General features: G+C 70.2%; 15 protein-coding genes. 12 read left to right on the plus strand and 3 right to left on the minus strand.

The window, feature by feature from the left end:
• Positions 1–41: 41 nt before the first annotated feature.
• The 5 genes from SLW52_RS19960 (at position 42) to SLW52_RS19980 (ending at position 6,287) form a co-directional block, all read left to right on the plus strand.
• Positions 42–1,445: a cytochrome ubiquinol oxidase subunit I gene (locus tag SLW52_RS19960; protein WP_017910339.1), complete on the plus strand. Its 1,404-nt coding sequence runs from the start codon at positions 42–44 to the stop codon at positions 1,443–1,445.
• Positions 1,445–2,461, plus strand: coding sequence for a cytochrome d ubiquinol oxidase subunit II (gene cydB / locus SLW52_RS19965; RefSeq protein WP_320741068.1), 1,017 nt, complete (start codon positions 1,445–1,447; stop codon positions 2,459–2,461). Before SLW52_RS19960 ends, cydB begins: the two co-directional genes overlap by 1 nt.
• Positions 2,462–2,567: 106 nt before the next feature.
• On the plus strand, positions 2,568–3,932 hold the full coding sequence (locus SLW52_RS19970; protein WP_320741069.1) for an AMP-binding protein: 1,365 nt from the start codon (positions 2,568–2,570) through the stop codon (positions 3,930–3,932).
• A gap of 286 nt (positions 3,933–4,218) precedes the next feature.
• Positions 4,219–4,785 carry a hypothetical protein gene (locus SLW52_RS19975; RefSeq protein WP_295841749.1) on the plus strand — a complete coding sequence of 189 codons (567 nt, stop codon included), beginning with the start codon at positions 4,219–4,221 and terminating at the stop codon, positions 4,783–4,785.
• A gap of 14 nt (positions 4,786–4,799) precedes the next feature.
• Complete coding sequence (locus tag SLW52_RS19980; protein WP_320741071.1) at positions 4,800–6,287, plus strand: XVIPCD domain-containing protein; 1,488 nt, start codon at positions 4,800–4,802, stop codon at positions 6,285–6,287.
• Positions 6,288–6,532: 245 nt separating this feature from the next.
• Here the strand turns inward: SLW52_RS19980 and SLW52_RS19985 are convergent, their stop codons facing one another.
• Genes SLW52_RS19985 through SLW52_RS19995 form a run of 3 tightly spaced genes read right to left on the minus strand, consistent with a single transcriptional unit; the run spans position 6,533 to position 9,430 of the window.
• Positions 6,533–7,066, minus strand: a complete 534-nt coding sequence (locus SLW52_RS19985; RefSeq protein WP_320741073.1) for an AAA family ATPase — start codon at positions 7,064–7,066, stop codon at positions 6,533–6,535.
• The gene (locus SLW52_RS19990) at positions 7,059–8,075 is read right to left on the minus strand and encodes a pteridine-dependent deoxygenase (RefSeq protein WP_320741075.1); all 1,017 of its coding nucleotides are present in this window, start codon (positions 8,073–8,075) and stop codon (positions 7,059–7,061) included. The genes SLW52_RS19985 and SLW52_RS19990 overlap by 8 nt, the downstream gene beginning before the upstream one ends.
• On the minus strand, positions 8,072–9,430 hold the full coding sequence (locus tag SLW52_RS19995) for an NAD(P)/FAD-dependent oxidoreductase (RefSeq protein WP_320741077.1): 1,359 nt from the start codon (positions 9,428–9,430) through the stop codon (positions 8,072–8,074). Before SLW52_RS19995 ends, SLW52_RS19990 begins: the two co-directional genes overlap by 4 nt.
• A 131-nt stretch (positions 9,431–9,561) precedes the next feature.
• Between SLW52_RS19995 and xanC the strand changes: the two genes are divergently transcribed.
• The 7 genes from xanC to SLW52_RS20030 all read left to right on the plus strand — a co-directional run bounded on the left by xanC (position 9,562) and on the right by SLW52_RS20030 (position 15,636).
• Positions 9,562–9,831, plus strand: a complete 270-nt coding sequence (gene xanC, locus SLW52_RS20000; RefSeq protein WP_003470209.1) for a xanthomonadin biosynthesis acyl carrier protein XanC — start codon at positions 9,562–9,564, stop codon at positions 9,829–9,831.
• Entirely contained in the window at positions 9,806–10,537 is a 732-nt protein-coding gene (locus tag SLW52_RS20005) for a hypothetical protein (RefSeq protein ID WP_039726353.1), read from the plus strand. Before xanC ends, SLW52_RS20005 begins: the two co-directional genes overlap by 26 nt.
• Positions 10,538–10,592: 55 nt before the next feature.
• Positions 10,593–11,342, plus strand: coding sequence for a lysophospholipid acyltransferase family protein (locus SLW52_RS20010; RefSeq protein ID WP_087963685.1), 750 nt, complete (start codon positions 10,593–10,595; stop codon positions 11,340–11,342).
• A gap of 9 nt (positions 11,343–11,351) precedes the next feature.
• Positions 11,352–11,639, plus strand: coding sequence for a hypothetical protein (locus SLW52_RS20015; RefSeq protein WP_017914445.1), 288 nt, complete (start codon positions 11,352–11,354; stop codon positions 11,637–11,639).
• Positions 11,636–12,610, plus strand: coding sequence for an acyltransferase (locus SLW52_RS20020; protein WP_320741080.1), 975 nt, complete (start codon positions 11,636–11,638; stop codon positions 12,608–12,610). Before SLW52_RS20015 ends, SLW52_RS20020 begins: the two co-directional genes overlap by 4 nt.
• A complete protein-coding gene (locus SLW52_RS20025; protein ID WP_320741082.1) occupies positions 12,534–13,181 on the plus strand; it encodes a LolA-related protein in 648 nt (215 codons plus the stop codon). The genes SLW52_RS20020 and SLW52_RS20025 overlap by 77 nt, the downstream gene beginning before the upstream one ends.
• Positions 13,182–13,278: 97 nt before the next feature.
• Positions 13,279–15,636 (plus strand): MMPL family transporter, encoded by a 2,358-nt coding sequence (locus tag SLW52_RS20030; protein ID WP_320741083.1) that lies wholly within the window; start codon positions 13,279–13,281, stop codon positions 15,634–15,636.

Here is a 15,636-nt window from a genome sequence, read left to right on the forward strand (position 1 = left end):
ACCAACAATAGGCATCGTTTCCGCTGCCTCAGGCGCTACCCATGGACGCCCTGCTGCTGTCGCGCATCCAGTTTGGATTCGTCATCAGTTTCCACGTGCTGTTCCCGGCCTTCACCATCGGCCTGTCGAGCTGGCTGGCGTTCCTGGAGTGGCGCTGGCTGCGCACCCGCGACACGGTGTGGCGCGATCTGTACTTTTTCTGGCTGAAGATCTTCGCCGTGTCCTTCGGCATGGGTGTGGTCAGCGGCATCGTGATGAGCTTCCAGTTCGGCACCAACTGGGCGGTGCTCAGCGAACGTGCCGGCAACATCCTCGGCCCGCTGCTCAGCTACGAAGTGCTGACCGCGTTTTTCCTGGAAGCCTCGTTCCTGGGGGTGATGCTGTTCGGCTGGCACAAGGTGCCGGAGAAGCTGCACTTCCTGGCCACCTGCCTCGTCGCCATCGGCACGCTGATCTCCACGTTCTGGATCCTGTCGGCCAACAGTTGGCTGCAGACGCCGGCCGGCTATGCGGTGGTCGAAGGCGTGTTCCACCCGGCCAACTGGCGCGAGGTGATCTTCAATCCCTCGTTCCCGTACCGGCTCACGCACATGGTGCTGGCCGCATTCATCACCACCTGTTTCGTGATCGGCGGGGTCAGCGGCTGGTACCTGCGCCGCGGCGAGCACCTGGATGCAGCCGGGCGCATGCTCAAGCTGGCGGTGGCGTTCGCCGCGATCGCGCTGCCGTTGCAGATCGCCGCCGGCGATGCGCATGGCCTGAATACGCTCGAGCACCAGCCGATCAAGGTGGCGGCGATGGAGGGGCACTGGCACGGCGAGGCGAAGGGGCAGGGCGTGCCGTTGGTGGTGTTTGCGGTGCCCAACGAGGCCGCCGAGCGCAATGACTACGAGGTGACCATCCCGCGCCTGGGCAGCGTGATCCTCACCCACACGCTGGATGGCGAGATCACTCCGCTGACCGCGGTGCCGCGGGACGAGCGGCCGCCGGTGAAGCCGGTGTTCTATGCGTTCCGGGTGATGGTCGGGCTGGGCATGGCGATGTTGCTGCTGGCGCTGGTCTCGCTGTTCTTCTGGTGGCGCGGCACCTTGCTGCGCCGGCGCGCGCTGCACCTGGCATGGAACGCGATGCTGCCGGCCGGGTTCGTGGCCCTGGTCGCCGGCTGGTTCGTCACCGAGATCGGGCGCCAGCCCTACGTGATCTATGGCCTGCTGCACACCCGCGATGCGGTCAGCCCGACGCTCAGCCCGGCGATGGTGTGGATCTCGCTGAGCGTGTACGTGCTCGCCTACGCGCTGGTGTTCGGCTTCGGCAGTTGGTACATCCTGCGCATGCTGCGCCACGGGCCGCTGCCGCACGAGCCGGCGCCGCGCATGCAGGAAGGCGATAAGACCCCCGCACGACCGCTGTCGGCGGCCGACGACGACATCGAGGAGACCCGCTGATGGACATGGCGACCGTATTGCCGGTGATCTGGTTCGGCGTGATCGGCTTCGGCGTGCTGATGTACGTGCTGCTGGACGGCTTCGTGCTCGGCCTCGGCATTCTGGCGCCGTTCGCCGAGGACGAGGATCAGCTCGACCTGATGATGAATACCGCCGCGCCGATCTGGGACGGCAACGAGACCTGGCTGGTGCTCGGCGGCGCCGGTCTGCTGGCGGCCTTCCCCAAGGCCTACGCGATCGTGCTGTCGGCACTGTACCTGCCGGTGCTGCTGATGCTGATCGCGCTGGTGTTCCGCGGCGTGGCCTTCGAGTTCCGCTTCAAGGCGCGCAGTTCCAAGTACCTGTGGGGCTGGGCGTTCGCGCTGGGCTCGCTGTGCGCGGCGTTCTGGCAGGGGGTGATCCTGGGCGCGCTGGTGGAAGGCATGCCGCTGCAGGACGGCAAGTACCTGGGCGGCGTGCTGGGCTGGTTCAGCCCGTTCTCGATGCTCACCGGTGCGGCGGTGGTGTTCGGTTACGCGCTGCTCGGCGGCAGCTGGCTGATCCTCAAGACCGAGGGCGCGATGCAGCGCATCGCCCGCACCCTGACCCGGCCGCTGGTACTGGTGGTGGTGGTGTTCATGGGCCTGGTCAGCGCCTGGCTGCCGTTCCTGGACTCGCGGATCATGGCGCGCTGGTTCCACGACGGGAATTTCTGGTGGCTGTCGCCGGTGCCGCTGCTGGTGCTGGTCAACGCGCTGGCGCTGTGGCGCGCGGCGATGGCGCAGGGCCGCGATGCGCGTCCGTTCGTGCTGACCCTGTGCTTCTTCGTGCTCGGCTTCTTCGGCCTGGTGCTGGGCATCTGGCCGAACATCGTGCCGCCCGGGCTGACCATCTGGGAAGCGGCCTCGCCGCCGTCCTCGCAGGGTTTCGTGCTGGCCGGGCTGGCGGTGCTGCTGCCGGTGATCCTGGGCTACACCGCGTGGTCGTACCGGGTGTTCCGCGGCAAGATCACCGCCGACACCGGCTACCAGCACTGACGGCGGCCGCTGCGGCGGCAGGCCGGCTTGCCAGCGGCGGCGGTGGCGGCCAAGCTACCGGCTCCCGCGCCGTGCGGGTCATCGCCCGCCCGAGCCGCCGCCCCGCATGTCCGCCGTTTCCTCCGAGATTCCCGCCGCGCCCCTGTTGCATCCGCTGGCCGTCGGCGACGCGCGGCGCCCGCTGGCCTTCGCCAACGGCGAACACATCGACCTGGCCACCTTCCTCGGCCACGTGCGCGGCCTGGCTGCGGTGCTGCCGGCCGGCCGGCATGCACTGAACCTGTGCGAGGACCGCTACTGCTTCATGGTCGCGTTCTGCGCGGTGGCGCTGCGCGGGCAGACCTCGCTGCTGCCGTCCTCGCGCGCGCCGGCGGTGGTGGCCGAGGTGCAGCGCAGCCATGCCGATTGCTACTGCCTGGGCGATCTTGCGCTGGCCGAGCCGCCGCCGCGCTACTGGCAGTTGCCGGACGCGCTGCCGTCGCTGGATGGACCGATGCCGCAGCTGGCCGACGACGCGCTGGTGGCGATCGGCTTCACCTCCGGCAGCACCGGCGCGCCCAAGCCCAATCCCAAGACCTGGGGCAGCTTCCTCACCAGCACCCGCCAGGACCTGCTGGCGCTGGTCGGGCTGTGGCCCGACACGGCGGTGCCGCAGGTGGTGGCGACGGTGCCGCCGCAGCACATGTACGGCATGGAGCTGTCGATCCTGCTGCCGCTGGTGACGCCGCTGGCGGTGCACGCCGGGCGTCCGTTCTTTCCCGAGGACGTGGCGCGCGCGCTGGCGCAGCTGCCGGCGCCGCGGCTGCTGGTGACCACGCCGGTGCATCTGCGCGCGCTGGTCGAATCCGGCGTCGCCCTGCCGCCGCTGGCCGGCATCGTCTCGGCCACCGCGCCGCTGGCGCAGGAACTGGCCGCCGCTGCCGAGGCGCGCTTCGGCGGGCAGGTGCGCGAGATGTTCGGCTCCACCGAGACCTGCGTGTTCGCCAGCCGCCGTACTGCCTGTGAAGTGCCGTGGACGCCGCTGCCGGGCGTGCGCGTGGCGCCGCAGCCGGACGGCACCCTGGTGCACGCGCCGCACCTGCCGCAGCCGGTGCTGCTGGCCGACCTGATGGAAGTGGATGCCGACGGTCGTTTCCAGGTGCGCGGGCGCCAGGCCGACCTGCTGGAGATCGCCGGCAAGCGCGCCTCGCTGGCCGACCTCACCCGGCGCCTGCTGGCCCTGCCGGGCGTGGTCGACGGCGCGATGCTGCAACTGGATCCGGAGCCGGGCCAGGCGGTGGGCCGCATCGCCGCGGTGGTGGTGGCACCGACCCTGGACGAGGCCACGATCCTCGCCGCGCTGCGCCGCGAGCTGGATCCGGTGTTCCTGCCGCGCCGCCTGCGCCTGCTCGACGCCCTGCCGCGCAACGAGACCGGCAAGCTGCCGCGCGATCGGTTGCTGGCGTTGCTGGCGGCGGGTCGCGAGGACTGAGGCTCTGCCGGTAGGGCGCCGGGATGGCGCCCATCGACGAGGCGCCAGCGTGGCAAGATTTGCGCAGCGCAGTGCGCTGTCGTCCGCCGCACGGTGTGGCTGGGAGCGGCTTGCAACCCCATACGCTGGTGTTCGTATACTGCAGCCCTCGCTTCGCGCCGCAAGGATGTGCCGCATGCCCCATCGGGCTTCTCTCGTCCTGATCGCCTCGCTGCTGTGCGGGGCCTGCACCCATGCGCCCGCGCGGACGCCTGCCGTTGCGCCTCCTGCCAAGGAATCTCCCGCCATGACCTCGTCCCCCTCGTCCGGCGCCGCCGATCAGGCTGCCGCGCCCGTGTCGCCCAAGCTGAGCGCCGAGCAGATGCTCAGCCGATTGCTGACCTTGCTCCGGACCAGCAGGAGCGTGGCCGAATTCACGCCGGAGCGCTTGCATGAGGTGATGGGGGTGGAGATGGACTATGCGCGTGATGGGTCGGGACGTTATGGATTCGGGGAGAAGGTCAGCCGGGACTGGGTGCATGGCTTCGAGGTCAATATGAAGAAGGCCGATCCTCGGTTGATCTTCAGCTTCGATCCGGTTGTACCGGGCGCCTCGCCCGCGATGCGCGATCTCTGCCGCGTGGATTTCGATCAGTTCACCAGCGAATTAGAAGAAATGGGTTTTGTGCGTGAGCGCTACTACGACTCTCCCCCGGCGGCGCCGAACGGCGGGCCAAAGCCGTCTCACGGACCCTGGATGTACGATTCGTTCGAGCGCCCCGGCATGTGGTTGCAGGTTTACCCGCGTGACGAAAGCATCGGGTCCGATGATGCAGTCCGTCACTCCTGTGTTCAGATGGTGATAGTCGGATAAAGGGAGGCGCAGGGATGCCACTCACGCCACAAGCTCAAGCTGTCATCACCGACTTTGGTAGCCAGCCAAGTGTCAATCCCGATCATGTGCGGAATCTGCGCGCGATCATCGAAGCATCGCCCGCCTTGGTCGATCAGCTAAACGACGCTGTACGTCAGGGCCAAGTGTCACGCATCGTTCCGCTGACCAATCCCAATGCTGGCGGCGAGTACGATTCTGAAAACAAGGCTGTGCGGGTCCCATTGGCCAGGCTTCAAGCATCGCCGTCTGGGCGGGCACCCAACGCGGGCGAGCTCACCTATGTCCTGGGACATGAGTTGCAGCATGGCGCCAATGCCGCGGACACCAAGCGAGCACTCACCGAATTTGCCGCTGGCGTTTCCGCAATCTCACAGAGACAAAGTCCACGCGACTACACCGAACCTCTGGCGTCTCTCCTTGTACAGAATCGCCGCGATGAAGCCGGAGCCCAGATCGCCGCCTGGAATGCGATGGTCAGCAGGGTCCGCACGGCGAATCCGAACGCAACCCTTGAAGATATATACAACGAACAGCCAGGACGTATGGCTGATTTCATCGACAAGTCGGGCGCGCGACCTCACTTCGACTACACGCTCAAGCCGAATCTAAGCATCAATGCGGATATGACGATGCCCCAGAGTCCGGCCAATTTGGAGGGAATGGGGCAGAATTTTTTCGACAAGGCTTCCGAGAACAGCAAGCTCGGTGCTCTCGGCAACTCCGATTATGCCAATTACTACGCTGCCAATCCGGTCAGCCATATCGCCCAGGTCGAGCACCGGCAACATCCGCCACAACCCGGCAACGACACCCCGCAGATCGCGCTGAACCTGTCGCGGCTGCATCTGCGCGAGTCGCTGCTGGAAGAGAACGGGCTGGATCTTGGCAGGGATCGACGTCCTCTGCCGTACTTCGACAGCAGCACGCAGCCGCCGGTTGCGGGACTGCTGCAGCACACCGCCGACACCCATCGACACGTGTCGCCCCTGGCCAACGGGTTGCCCGAACCTTCGACGCTTCCCGCGCAAGGCACGGAGGCGCACCGGAGCGATGATCCCTCGCTGCCGGGGCATCCGGATCACGCGTTGCTGGAACAGATCCGAGCAGGCATGCGCAGGGTCGACGCAGACCTGGGCAAGGCCTACGACCACGACAGCGAGCGGCTGAGCCGCAGCCTGCTGGCGGCCTGCAAGGACAACCGCGACATGTATCCGGGCACGGCCGGCTATTCGTTGTCGGGCAATGCGCTGGAGCGGGTCGACCACGTGGTGTTGGGGAAGACCGGGAACCTGATCGCCGTGCAGGGCGCACTGGACGACCCGGCGATGAAGCGCGCGGTCGTTCCGGTGGAGCAGGCATTGGCCACGCCCGTGGAACAGTCCGACCAGAAACTGGCGCTGGCCAATCAGGCGCTGGGGCAGGAGCAACAGCGCATTACGCAGCCGGAATTGGACCGTCACCTGACCGCGCCGGCGCGTTAGTGCATGTCGCCACTGCGTGGCCGGCGAGGTGGGATGGTCATGCGTGGGAGGAAGGCAGCGGCGCGAAACATCGGCGCATACGCGCTTGCTGCGGTGCGCTCTGCCACGTCCGGCGTCCAACGTGATTTGCGCCGGGCAAGTAGCGACACGGCACCCGTCCCGCACAGGCCGCACTTGGGCGCAAGCCCAGGGACAGCGCGTCGCGCGGGCGGAACCGGCGCGGCAGCGCCGGTGCCGGTACCCGCTCAGGAAAGCGCGGCGGCGACCTGCGCGAACAGGCGCGGCAGATCCACCGGCATGCGGGTGTCCACGTCGATCACCGTCCCCAGGCCGATTGGGCCGGGATAGTCGGCAAGCAGGTCGGGCGGCAGTTCCCGCAGGGGGTGTGCCGCGTGCTGCGTGCCCGTCGCGGCGCGCGCGCGGAAGCGGCGCAGGGTCTCGTCATGGCCGCAGTGGCAACGGACTTCCACCAGCTTCGCCTCCAGTGCGGCGATCCTGCCGCGTTCGTAGTCGCGGCGCGGTCGGAAGTTGGCTTCCAGCACCGCGTGCGGACTGCGCTGTGCCAGCGACCAGAGGACTTCCATCGCTGCGCCGCCGAGACGGCGCGACGCGGCGAGATCGCCGCCGCCATCGCCCAGGGCGTCGGTCAGCGTCTCCTTGATGAAATCCTTGCAGAACAGCGGAAAGCCCAGGTGCGCCGCCAGCGGGACCGCCAGCGTGGTCTTGCCGGCGCCGGGGGCGCCGGACACCAGGACGATCTTGCGTTGCCGTTCAACCATGGACTCCGTCGATCTCAACCGCCAGTTCGTCGCGGCAGATCACCGCGTGCAGCAGCAGGCGCGGGACGCGGTCGCCGAAGCGGGTATCGAGGGCGGCGGCGACCAGCGGCAGGTCGCCGGGCTCGCGCACGTAGACCTTGAGGCGGGTGCCGTCCCCAAACTGCGACGGGAGGTCCGGGGCGTGTTCGCGCGCGGCCGCCAGCAGGGCGTCGAAGTTGGCGAAGGTTTCCTCCAGCTGCGCCAGCAACTGGCCCTGATGCATGGAGGCGTGGCCGACCACGCTGGCGGTGCCCGACAGCAGCAGCGGCATGTCGCTGCCGGCCGGCGGCAGCATGGCGCGGGCGAAGCTGGGCGGCTGCGGGCCGTACTGGCGCGGGTAGCGGTAGGCGCTGACCTGGCGCGGGTTCTCCAGCGGGGTGCCGGCCTGCGCGGCGGCCAGCCAGTAGATCTGCATCACCCGCGCATCGTCGCAGCGGCCGACCGCGGTCGCCGCCGGCAGCTGGGTGGCGTCGAAATCGCCCAGCCCGCGCGCGCGGCCGACGCAGAAGCGCCGGTAGCGCTCGCGGTCGCCGCTGCCCAGGGTGATCGCGTCGAGGTAGTTCCAGATGCGCAGCAGGCGCGGGGTGGCGCTGCCGGCGACGAAGGCGCTGATCTGCGCGTAGGCGAGCGCGGCGGCTTCCTCGATGTCCAGGTCGACCTGGCGCTCGTCGATCTCGATGACGCCGAACTGCAGGCGGCCGTCGCTGGCCCATGCGATGGCGCCGTCGCGGCCGCTGTGCACCGGGGCGTCGGTGCGCCACACCTCGAGCATGCGCGGGCCGTGCGGCTGCAGCGGCACGCGCAGGTAGCGCGGGTCGTCGTGGTAGGGCGCGGTCTCGCCGAAGCCGAATACCGCCAGGACGCGATACTCGGCCAGCCACTGGCTGGGGTCGGTTTCGGCGACGTAGTCCACCTGCAACTGCGGATGGCCCTGCGTGTGGTGCGGAAACTGCAGGTGCGGGCGGCTCATGGTGTATCTCCGTGCAAGGTGTCGCCGTGGAACTGTTCGTGGGCCTGGCGGCGGCGGTGGCGCCAGGCGCGCCACGCCCGCGGCAGCATCGCCACCGCGGACAGCGCATAGATGGCGCGGAACACGCGCAGGCGGCGCAGCACCGCACGGTTGTCGAAGACGTCGCCGGCGAGCATCGCCACCACCGCCTGTTCCACCTGCAGCACGTTGCGCGGCTGCGCGAACAGCTCGCGCATGGTCGGCGAGGTGAAGCGGTAGATGAACCACTTGAACTCGTCCAGGCCGCCGCGCAGGTGCCGCTCCAGGCGCCGCTGCAGCCGCGCCTCGCTGGCCGGGTCGCGCAGCGCCGCGTCGACCACGGACGCGCCGCGCTCGGCGCTGTGCATGGCCAGGTACACGCCGGAGGAGAACATCGGGTCGACGAAGGCGTAGGCGTCGCCGAGCATCAGCCAGCGCGGCCCGCTCATGCGCGTGCATTCGTAGGCGTAGTTGCCGGTGGCGTGCACCGGCGCCACGCGCTGCGCGCCGGCCATGCGCGCCACCACGTCCGGATTCAGCGCCAGCGTACGCAGCAGGAACGTCTCGCTGTCGCAGCCCTTGCGGGTCTTCATGTACTCCGGGTCGCACACCGCGCCCACGCTCATCACGTCGTCGGGCAGCGGGATCAGCCACATCCAGCCGTGCGCGTGGCGGTAGATGCTGATGTTGCCGGCGTCCTCGCCGGGGCGCCGCGCCACGCCGCGGAAATGGCTGAACAGCGCCGCCGACTGGTGCCGCGGATTGGCGCGCTTGAGCTTGAGCGTGTTGCCGAGGAAGGTGTCGCGGCCGCTGGCGTCGATCAGGTAGCGCGGCCGGTAGTGGCGCACGCCGTCGGCGCCGCGTGCCTGCACCGTCGGCGTCTCGCCGTCCAGCTGCACCGCCTCGACGCGCACGCCCTCGTGCACGTCGGCGCCGACCGCGCGCGCATGCGCGAACAGCACCCGGTCGAAGTCGGCGCGCGGCACCTGCAGCGCGAAGTCGGACTGCGCACCCAGCGCATGCGCGAAACGGAAGGTGTTGTAGCCGCCGGCATCGTTGGGGAAATCGGCGCCGAGCTTGAGCACGCCGATCGCCCGCACCTGGTCGAGCACGCCCAGCCGCTGCAGGATCGGCATGTTCATCGGCAGCAGCGATTCGCCGATGTGGAAGCGCGGATGGTGGTCCTTTTCCAGCACCGTCACCCGCCAGCCGCGTTGCGCCAGCACGATCGCCGCCGCGCAGCCGGCCGGCCCCCCGCCGATCACCAGCACGTCGGGCGTGTCTGCCGCGGCGTCGCGTGCGGTGGAGGGAGGGGAAGCAACAGCGGCGGACGTCATCCTGAGGGAACCTGCGGGCGCAACGGCGGGGCGAAACGGCATGATAGCGTGCTGTTCGCGGGCCGATGGTTGCGCCGCAGCGCCCGATGCACCATCTTGTCGCACCCGTCCTTTCGCCTGGAAGCCCCTGGATGTCTTCGCAAACCGCCGCCGAACGTGAACTGGCCGAGCTGCTGGTCGAGAGCCTGAACCTGGAAGACGTCCAGCCCGGCGACATCGATCCGGAGGCGCCGCTGTTCAATACCGGCCTGGGGCTGGACTCGATCGACGCCCTGGAACTGGCGCTGGCGATCAGCAAGCGCTACGGCTTCCAGCTGCGCTCGGACAACGACGAGAACCGCCGTATCTTCGCCTCGCTGCGCGCGCTGTCGGCGCATGTCGAAGCCAACAAGACCAGCTGAGCCGGCCGACGCCGCGCCCTGGGCGCTGGCCCTGGGCGTGCTGCTGGCGCTGGCCTACTCGCCACTGGCGCACTGGGCCAATGCCGCGCACCGCCCGGACCTGGCGGTGCTGGCTGGCGCGGCGCTGGTGCTGATGGTGCTGGTGGAGCCGATGGCGCGCTGGCGGCCCTGGGCCTGGGCGCTGGCGATCGCCGCGACCGCGGCGCTGGTGCCGCTGTGGCGCTCGCCGCACGCCCTGCTGCTGCTGGCCGCGCCGCCGGTGCTGTTCACCGCCTGGGTGGCCTGGTTCTTCGGGCGCAGCCTGCAGCGCGGGCGCACGCCGCTGATCACCCGCATCGTCGAGGCCCTGTACCGGCAGGCCGGCATGCCGATCACCCCGGACCAACTGCGCTACACCCGCCGCCTGACCCTGGCCTGGACCCTGCTGCTGGTCGGGCTGACCCTGCTCAACCTGCTGCTGGCGCTGTGCGCCCAGCCCAGCGGGGTGCTGGCGCAGCTGGGCCTGGCCTCGCCGCTGCCGATCAGCGATGCGCGCGCCTCGCTGTTCGCCAATCTGCTGGGCTACGGGGTCATCGGCGGCTTCTTCGTCGGCGAGTACCTGCTGCGCGGGCGCTGGTTTCCGCAGCGTCCCTACCGTAATCTGCCCGACTTCCTGCACCGGCTGGCGCGGCTGGGGCCGGTTTTTTGGCGCGATCTGTTGCGCTGACGCGCGAAGTGCAGGGGACGCAAGGGTCGTGCAGATCATCAAGGAAAACAGCAAGTTGTCGCGGGCTGGGATGCCTTCGCGCATGGCCTGGGCCGTGTGGAACGCCCTGCAACTGGCATTCACCCTGGCGCACACCGCGCTGGGCATCGTCGTCGCACTGGTGCTGCTGCGGCTGACCGGGCCGCGCCTGCCGCTGCGCATGGGCGCGCGGTTCTGGGCGCCGGTGCTGCTGTTCGGCGCCGGGGCGCGGCTGCAGGTGGAGGGCCGCGAGCGGGTGGACTGGTCGCGCAACCACCTGTTCGTCAGCAACCACCAGTCGATCATCGACATCTGCGCGCTGTTCATGGCGCTGCCGGTGCCGCTGCGCTTCCTGCTCAAGGACGAGATGCTGAAGGTGCCGTTCGTGAACTGGTATGCGCGCGCGACCGGCATGCTGTTCCTGGACCGCGACAGCCGCCGCGCCGGGGCGATGATGCGGCGCGAGGCGGCGGCGCTGCTGCGCCGTGGCCAGGACCTGTGCCTGTTCCCGGAAGGTACCCGCAGCCGCAGCGGCGCGCTGGCCGAGTTCAAGGCCGGGCTGCTGCAGGCCGCGATCGACGCCGGGGTGGACGTGGTGCCGGTGGCGCTGGACGGGGCGGGCAAGGTGCTGCCGCCGACCAGCCTGTTCCGGGTGCGGCCCGGCGTCATCCGGGTGCGGATCGGCACGCCGATCCGGGTGAACGGCGAGGACGGCCCGCTGAACCGCCAGGAAGTGACCCAGCGCGCGCACCAGGCCGTCCGTGCCATGCTCGAACCCAGGATATGAGTCGCCCGTATGCAATTCGTCGTACCGCATGATCATCCCAGCCTGCCCGGCCACTTCCCGGGCCGCCCGGTGGTGCCCGGCGTCGTGGTGCTGGACCACGTGCTGCAGGCCGTCGAGGCGGCGCATGGCGCGCGCGCGCCGCTGCGCCTGCCGCAGGTGAAGTTCGTGCAACCGCTGTTTCCCGGCCAGCCGGCGCGGGTGGAACTGGACGGCGCCGCGCCGCGCTGGCGCTTCCGCGTGCTGCGTGGCGAGGACCTGCTGGTCAGCGGCGAACTCAACGCCGAGGCGGCGCCGTGAGCGCCGGCTGGAAGCAGCGCCCGGAAGGCGGCGGCCGCTTCGCCCTGTGGCTGATCCGCAGCATCGCCCGCTATGGCGGCCGCGCCGTCGGCCGCCTGCTGCTGTATCCGATCACCCTGTATTTCCTGCTGGTGCGCGGCCCGGAGCGGCGCGACTCGCGGCACTACCTGAGCCGTGTGTTCGATCGCCCGGCCACGCTGCTGGAGGTGGCCCGGCACATCCACACCTTCGCCTCGACCATCCTCGACCGGGTGTTCATGCTGTGCGGGCAGATGCACCGGTTCCGGGTGCAGATCCGCGGCCTGGACCAGTTGCACACGCAGATGGACCGCGGCCGCGGCGTGCTGATCTTCGGCTCGCACCTGGGCAGCTTCGACGCGCTGCGGGTACTGGCCACCGAGCGCCCGGACGTGCAGGTCAAGGTGGTGCTGGACAAGGCGCACAACCCGGCGATGACCGAACTGCTCGGCGCGCTGAACCCGCAGCTGGCCGCCAACATCATCGACGCCGGCATGGACAGCACCTCGATCGTCATGGCGATCAAGCAGGCCACCGACGAGGGCGCGCTGGTCGCGCTGCTGGTGGACCGGCCGCGCCCGGAGGATCCGGCGCTGCCGGCCGCGTTCATCGGCCAGGGCGCCATGTTCCCGACCTCGCCGTGGCTGATCGCCGCCGCGCTCAAGGTGCCGGTGGTGCTGGCGTTCGGGCTGTACCGCGGCGGCAACCGCTACGAGCTGGTGTTCGAGACCTTCAGCGAAGGCCTGGACCTGCCGCGTCGGCAGCGTGCGCCGGTGCTGGCCGCGCTCATCCGCGATTACGCCGCCAGGCTGGAGCATTACACCCGCTCCGCGCCCTACAACTGGTTCAACTTCTACGACTTTTGGAACAACCGCCATGCCGATGCGCCGCACCTTGCCGTGGATGCTGATACTGCTGTGCAGCGCCGCACCGCTGAGCGCCGCATCGCCTGAGGCGCCGGACGCCGACTGGATCCTGCAGAAGCTGGCGCGGCCGGCGCCGGTCAGCACCGCCTTCGTCGAACTGCGCGGCTCGGCGCTGCTGAAGACGCCGTTGCGGGTGCAGGGCGAGTACCGCCGCCCGGACGCGCAGACGCTGGTTCGCGAGGTCACCGCGCCTTACCACGAGACCACCACGCTGCGTGGCGGCGAGGCCACGCTGGAGCGCGACGGCAAGCCGCCGCGGCGCTTCTCGCTGGCGCGCGTGCCGGAACTGGCCGGCCTGCAGAGCGGTTTCGGCGCGTTGCTGTCCGGCGACCGCGCGCTGCTGCAGCAGCAGTTCAACATCAGCAGCAGCGGCACCCGCGAGCGCTGGCAGCTGCAGTTGCAGCCCAAGGATCCGGCCATGGCCGCGCACGTGCGCAGCCTGCACCTGTACGGCCGTGGCGCCGAACTGCGCTGCATCGAGACCACCCCGGCCAAGGGCGACGTGCAGCGCACCCTGCTGGCCGGTGCCGCGCAGGCCGCCGGCGCCCTCGCCGACGGCGCTGCGCTGACCGCGCTGTGCCACGGCGACGCGGCGTGATCCCCGCACGAGGCGCCCGCCGGCAGCGTGCTGCCGGCCTGACGGCTGCGCGCGCGGCGGCTGATCGCGCGGTGCAGGCAGGCCTGAGGACGTGGCGATGAAGCGCGTCCTCAGTTCGAAGATGCGCATCTCGCTGGCGCTGCTGTGGCTGGCACTGCTGACCGTGGCCGGGATCTGGCTGGGCAATGCGCTGCAGGTGTCGGGCGATCTTCGTAAATTCATGCCGGAAGCCCGCACTCCCGCGCAGAAACTCCTGCTCGACGAACTCGGCGAAGGCCCTGGCTCGCGGCTGCTGCTGATGTCGCTGTCCGGGGCCGATCCGGCCACGCTGGCCAAGCAATCGCAGGCGCTGCATGCCGAACTGGCCGCGCAGCGCGACGTGTTCGAACTGGTCGCCAATGGTGCCGACGCCGGCCTGGACGCGATCCCGCCGCGCCTGCTGCCGTACCGCTATCTGCTCAGCGACAGCTTCGACGCCAAACCGCTGGATGCGCCGACCCTGCGCGATGCGCTGCAGGCGCGGCTGCAGGACCTGGGTTCGCCGGCGGCGGCGATGGTGGAGCCGCTGCTGCCGCGCGATCCAACCCTGGAAGTGCTGCACCTGGCCGAGAGCCTGCAGCCGGCCGGCGGCCCGCAGCAGCGCGACGGGGTGTGGTTCGACCGCGCCGGCAAGGACGCGCTGCTGGTCGCGCAGACCCGCGCCGCCGGCTTCGATCCCACCGGCCAGCAACGCGCGGTGGATGCGATCCACACCGCCTTCGCCAAGGTCAGCGCCGGCACCGGCAGCACGCTGACCCTGACCGGCCCCGGCGCGTTCTCGGTGGAGATCGGCGGGCGCACCCAGAACGAGGCGCAGTGGATCGGCACCCTGGATACGGTGGGGCTGATCGTGCTGCTGCTGGTGGCCTACCGCAGCTGGAAGATTCCGGTGCTGGGCGTGCTGCCGCTGGCCAGCGCCGGCTTGGCCGGCCTCGGCGCGGTGGCGCTGCTGTTCGACGGCGTGCACGGGATCACCGTGGCGTTCGGCTTCACCCTGATCGGCGTGGTCCAGGACTACCCGATCCATCTGTTCAGCCATCAGCGCCCGGGCCTGGATCCACGCGAGAACGCGCGCCATCTGTGGCCGACGCTGGCCACCGGCGTGGTCTCCACCTGCATCGCCTACGTCACCTTCCTGTTCTCCGGCGTGGACGGCCTGCGCCAGTTGGCGGTGTTCACCATCGCCGGCCTGCTGGTGGCGGCGCTGACCACGCGCCTGCTGCTGCCGGCGCTGATCGATCCCTCGCCGCGCGACCATGCCGATTCGCCGATGCTGGAGCGGTTGTGGCGCGGCATCGCGCGGCTGCCGCGGCCGCGCTGGTCGCTGCTGCCGCTGGCCCTGCTGGCGGCCGCGGTCATCGTGTTCGCGCCGGGGCCGTTCTGGCAGAACGACCTGTCCAAGCTGACCCCGGTGCCGGCCGACGGCCTGGCCCGCGACGCGCACCTGCGCCAGGAACTGGGTGCACCCGACGTGCGCTACGTGCTGGCGTTGCCGGCGGCCTCGGCCGAGGCCGCGCTGGCCGCGTCCGAACGCCTGCGCCCACGCCTGGATGCGCTGGTGGCGCAGGGCGAGCTGGCCGGCTACGACATGGCCGCGCGCTACCTGCCCAGCGCCGCCACCCAGCGCCGGCGCCAGGCCGCTCTGCCAGATCCGGCGCAGGCGCAGGCGATCACCGCCGCCGCGGTCGCCGCCACCCCGTTCCGCGCCGACGCCTTCGCGCCGTTCCTGGCCGACTTGCAGGCCGCACGCAGTGCGCCGCTGCTGACCGCGCGCGACCTGCACGGCACGCCGCTGGCGACGCCCGTCGGCGGCCTGCTGCTGGAGCGCCCGGACCGCACCACCGCGCTGGTGTCGCTGACCGGGCTGCGCGATCCGGCGCAGCTGGCGCGCGCGGTGCAGGGCAGCGGCGCGCAACTGCTGGACCTGAAGGACGCCTCCGAGTCGCTGGTCGCCGCCTACCGCGGCCGCGTGCTCGCCGCGCTGGGCGTGGCCGCGGTGCTGCTGGCGCTGACCGTGGCGATCGCCTTGCGCACGCCGCGGCGGATCGCACGCGTGCTGCTGCCGATGGCGCTGACCACGCTGCTGATCCTGGCGATCCTGCGCGGCTGCGGGGTCGAGCTGAACCTGTTCCACCTGATCGCGCTGATCCTGGCCGCCGGCCTGGGCCTGGACTACGCGCTGTTCTTCGACCACGCCGGCGACGACCGCGCCGACCAGTTGCGCACCCTGCATGCGTTGATCGTGTGCAGCCTGATGACGCTGCTGGTGTTCGCGCTGCTGGCCGCCTCCAGCATCCCGGTGCTGCGCGCGATCGGCAGCACCGTGGCGCTGGGCGTGCTGTTCAATTTCGTGCTGGCGCTGCTGATTTCGCGCGAGACTGCCAGCGAGGCCCGGGAGAGCCGCCATGCACACTGA

It is taken from the genome of Xanthomonas sp. LF02-5 (assembly GCF_034105325.1).
Lineage (GTDB): Bacteria > Pseudomonadota > Gammaproteobacteria > Xanthomonadales > Xanthomonadaceae > Xanthomonas_A > Xanthomonas_A sontii.

What these genes read in the sequence shown, in the direction of transcription:
- SLW52_RS19960 (WP_017910339.1), top strand. Translation starts at nt 42, where the DNA reads ATGGACGCCCTGCTGCTGTCGCGCATCCAGTTTGGATTCGTCATCAGT.
- cydB (WP_320741068.1), top strand. Translation starts at nt 1,445, where the DNA reads ATGGACATGGCGACCGTATTGCCGGTGATCTGGTTCGGCGTGATCGGC.
- SLW52_RS19970 (WP_320741069.1), top strand. Translation starts at nt 2,568, where the DNA reads ATGTCCGCCGTTTCCTCCGAGATTCCCGCCGCGCCCCTGTTGCATCCG.
- SLW52_RS19975 (WP_295841749.1), top strand. Translation starts at nt 4,219, where the DNA reads ATGACCTCGTCCCCCTCGTCCGGCGCCGCCGATCAGGCTGCCGCGCCC.
- SLW52_RS19980 (WP_320741071.1), top strand. Translation starts at nt 4,800, where the DNA reads ATGCCACTCACGCCACAAGCTCAAGCTGTCATCACCGACTTTGGTAGC.
- SLW52_RS19985 (WP_320741073.1), bottom strand. Translation starts at nt 7,066, where the DNA reads ATGGTTGAACGGCAACGCAAGATCGTCCTGGTGTCCGGCGCCCCCGGC.
- SLW52_RS19990 (WP_320741075.1), bottom strand. Translation starts at nt 8,075, where the DNA reads ATGAGCCGCCCGCACCTGCAGTTTCCGCACCACACGCAGGGCCATCCG.
- SLW52_RS19995 (WP_320741077.1), bottom strand. Translation starts at nt 9,430, where the DNA reads ATGACGTCCGCCGCTGTTGCTTCCCCTCCCTCCACCGCACGCGACGCC.
- xanC (WP_003470209.1), top strand. Translation starts at nt 9,562, where the DNA reads ATGTCTTCGCAAACCGCCGCCGAACGTGAACTGGCCGAGCTGCTGGTC.
- SLW52_RS20005 (WP_039726353.1), top strand. Translation starts at nt 9,806, where the DNA reads ATGTCGAAGCCAACAAGACCAGCTGAGCCGGCCGACGCCGCGCCCTGG.
- SLW52_RS20015 (WP_017914445.1), top strand. Translation starts at nt 11,352, where the DNA reads ATGCAATTCGTCGTACCGCATGATCATCCCAGCCTGCCCGGCCACTTC.
- SLW52_RS20025 (WP_320741082.1), top strand. Translation starts at nt 12,534, where the DNA reads ATGCCGATGCGCCGCACCTTGCCGTGGATGCTGATACTGCTGTGCAGC.
- SLW52_RS20030 (WP_320741083.1), top strand. Translation starts at nt 13,279, where the DNA reads ATGAAGCGCGTCCTCAGTTCGAAGATGCGCATCTCGCTGGCGCTGCTG.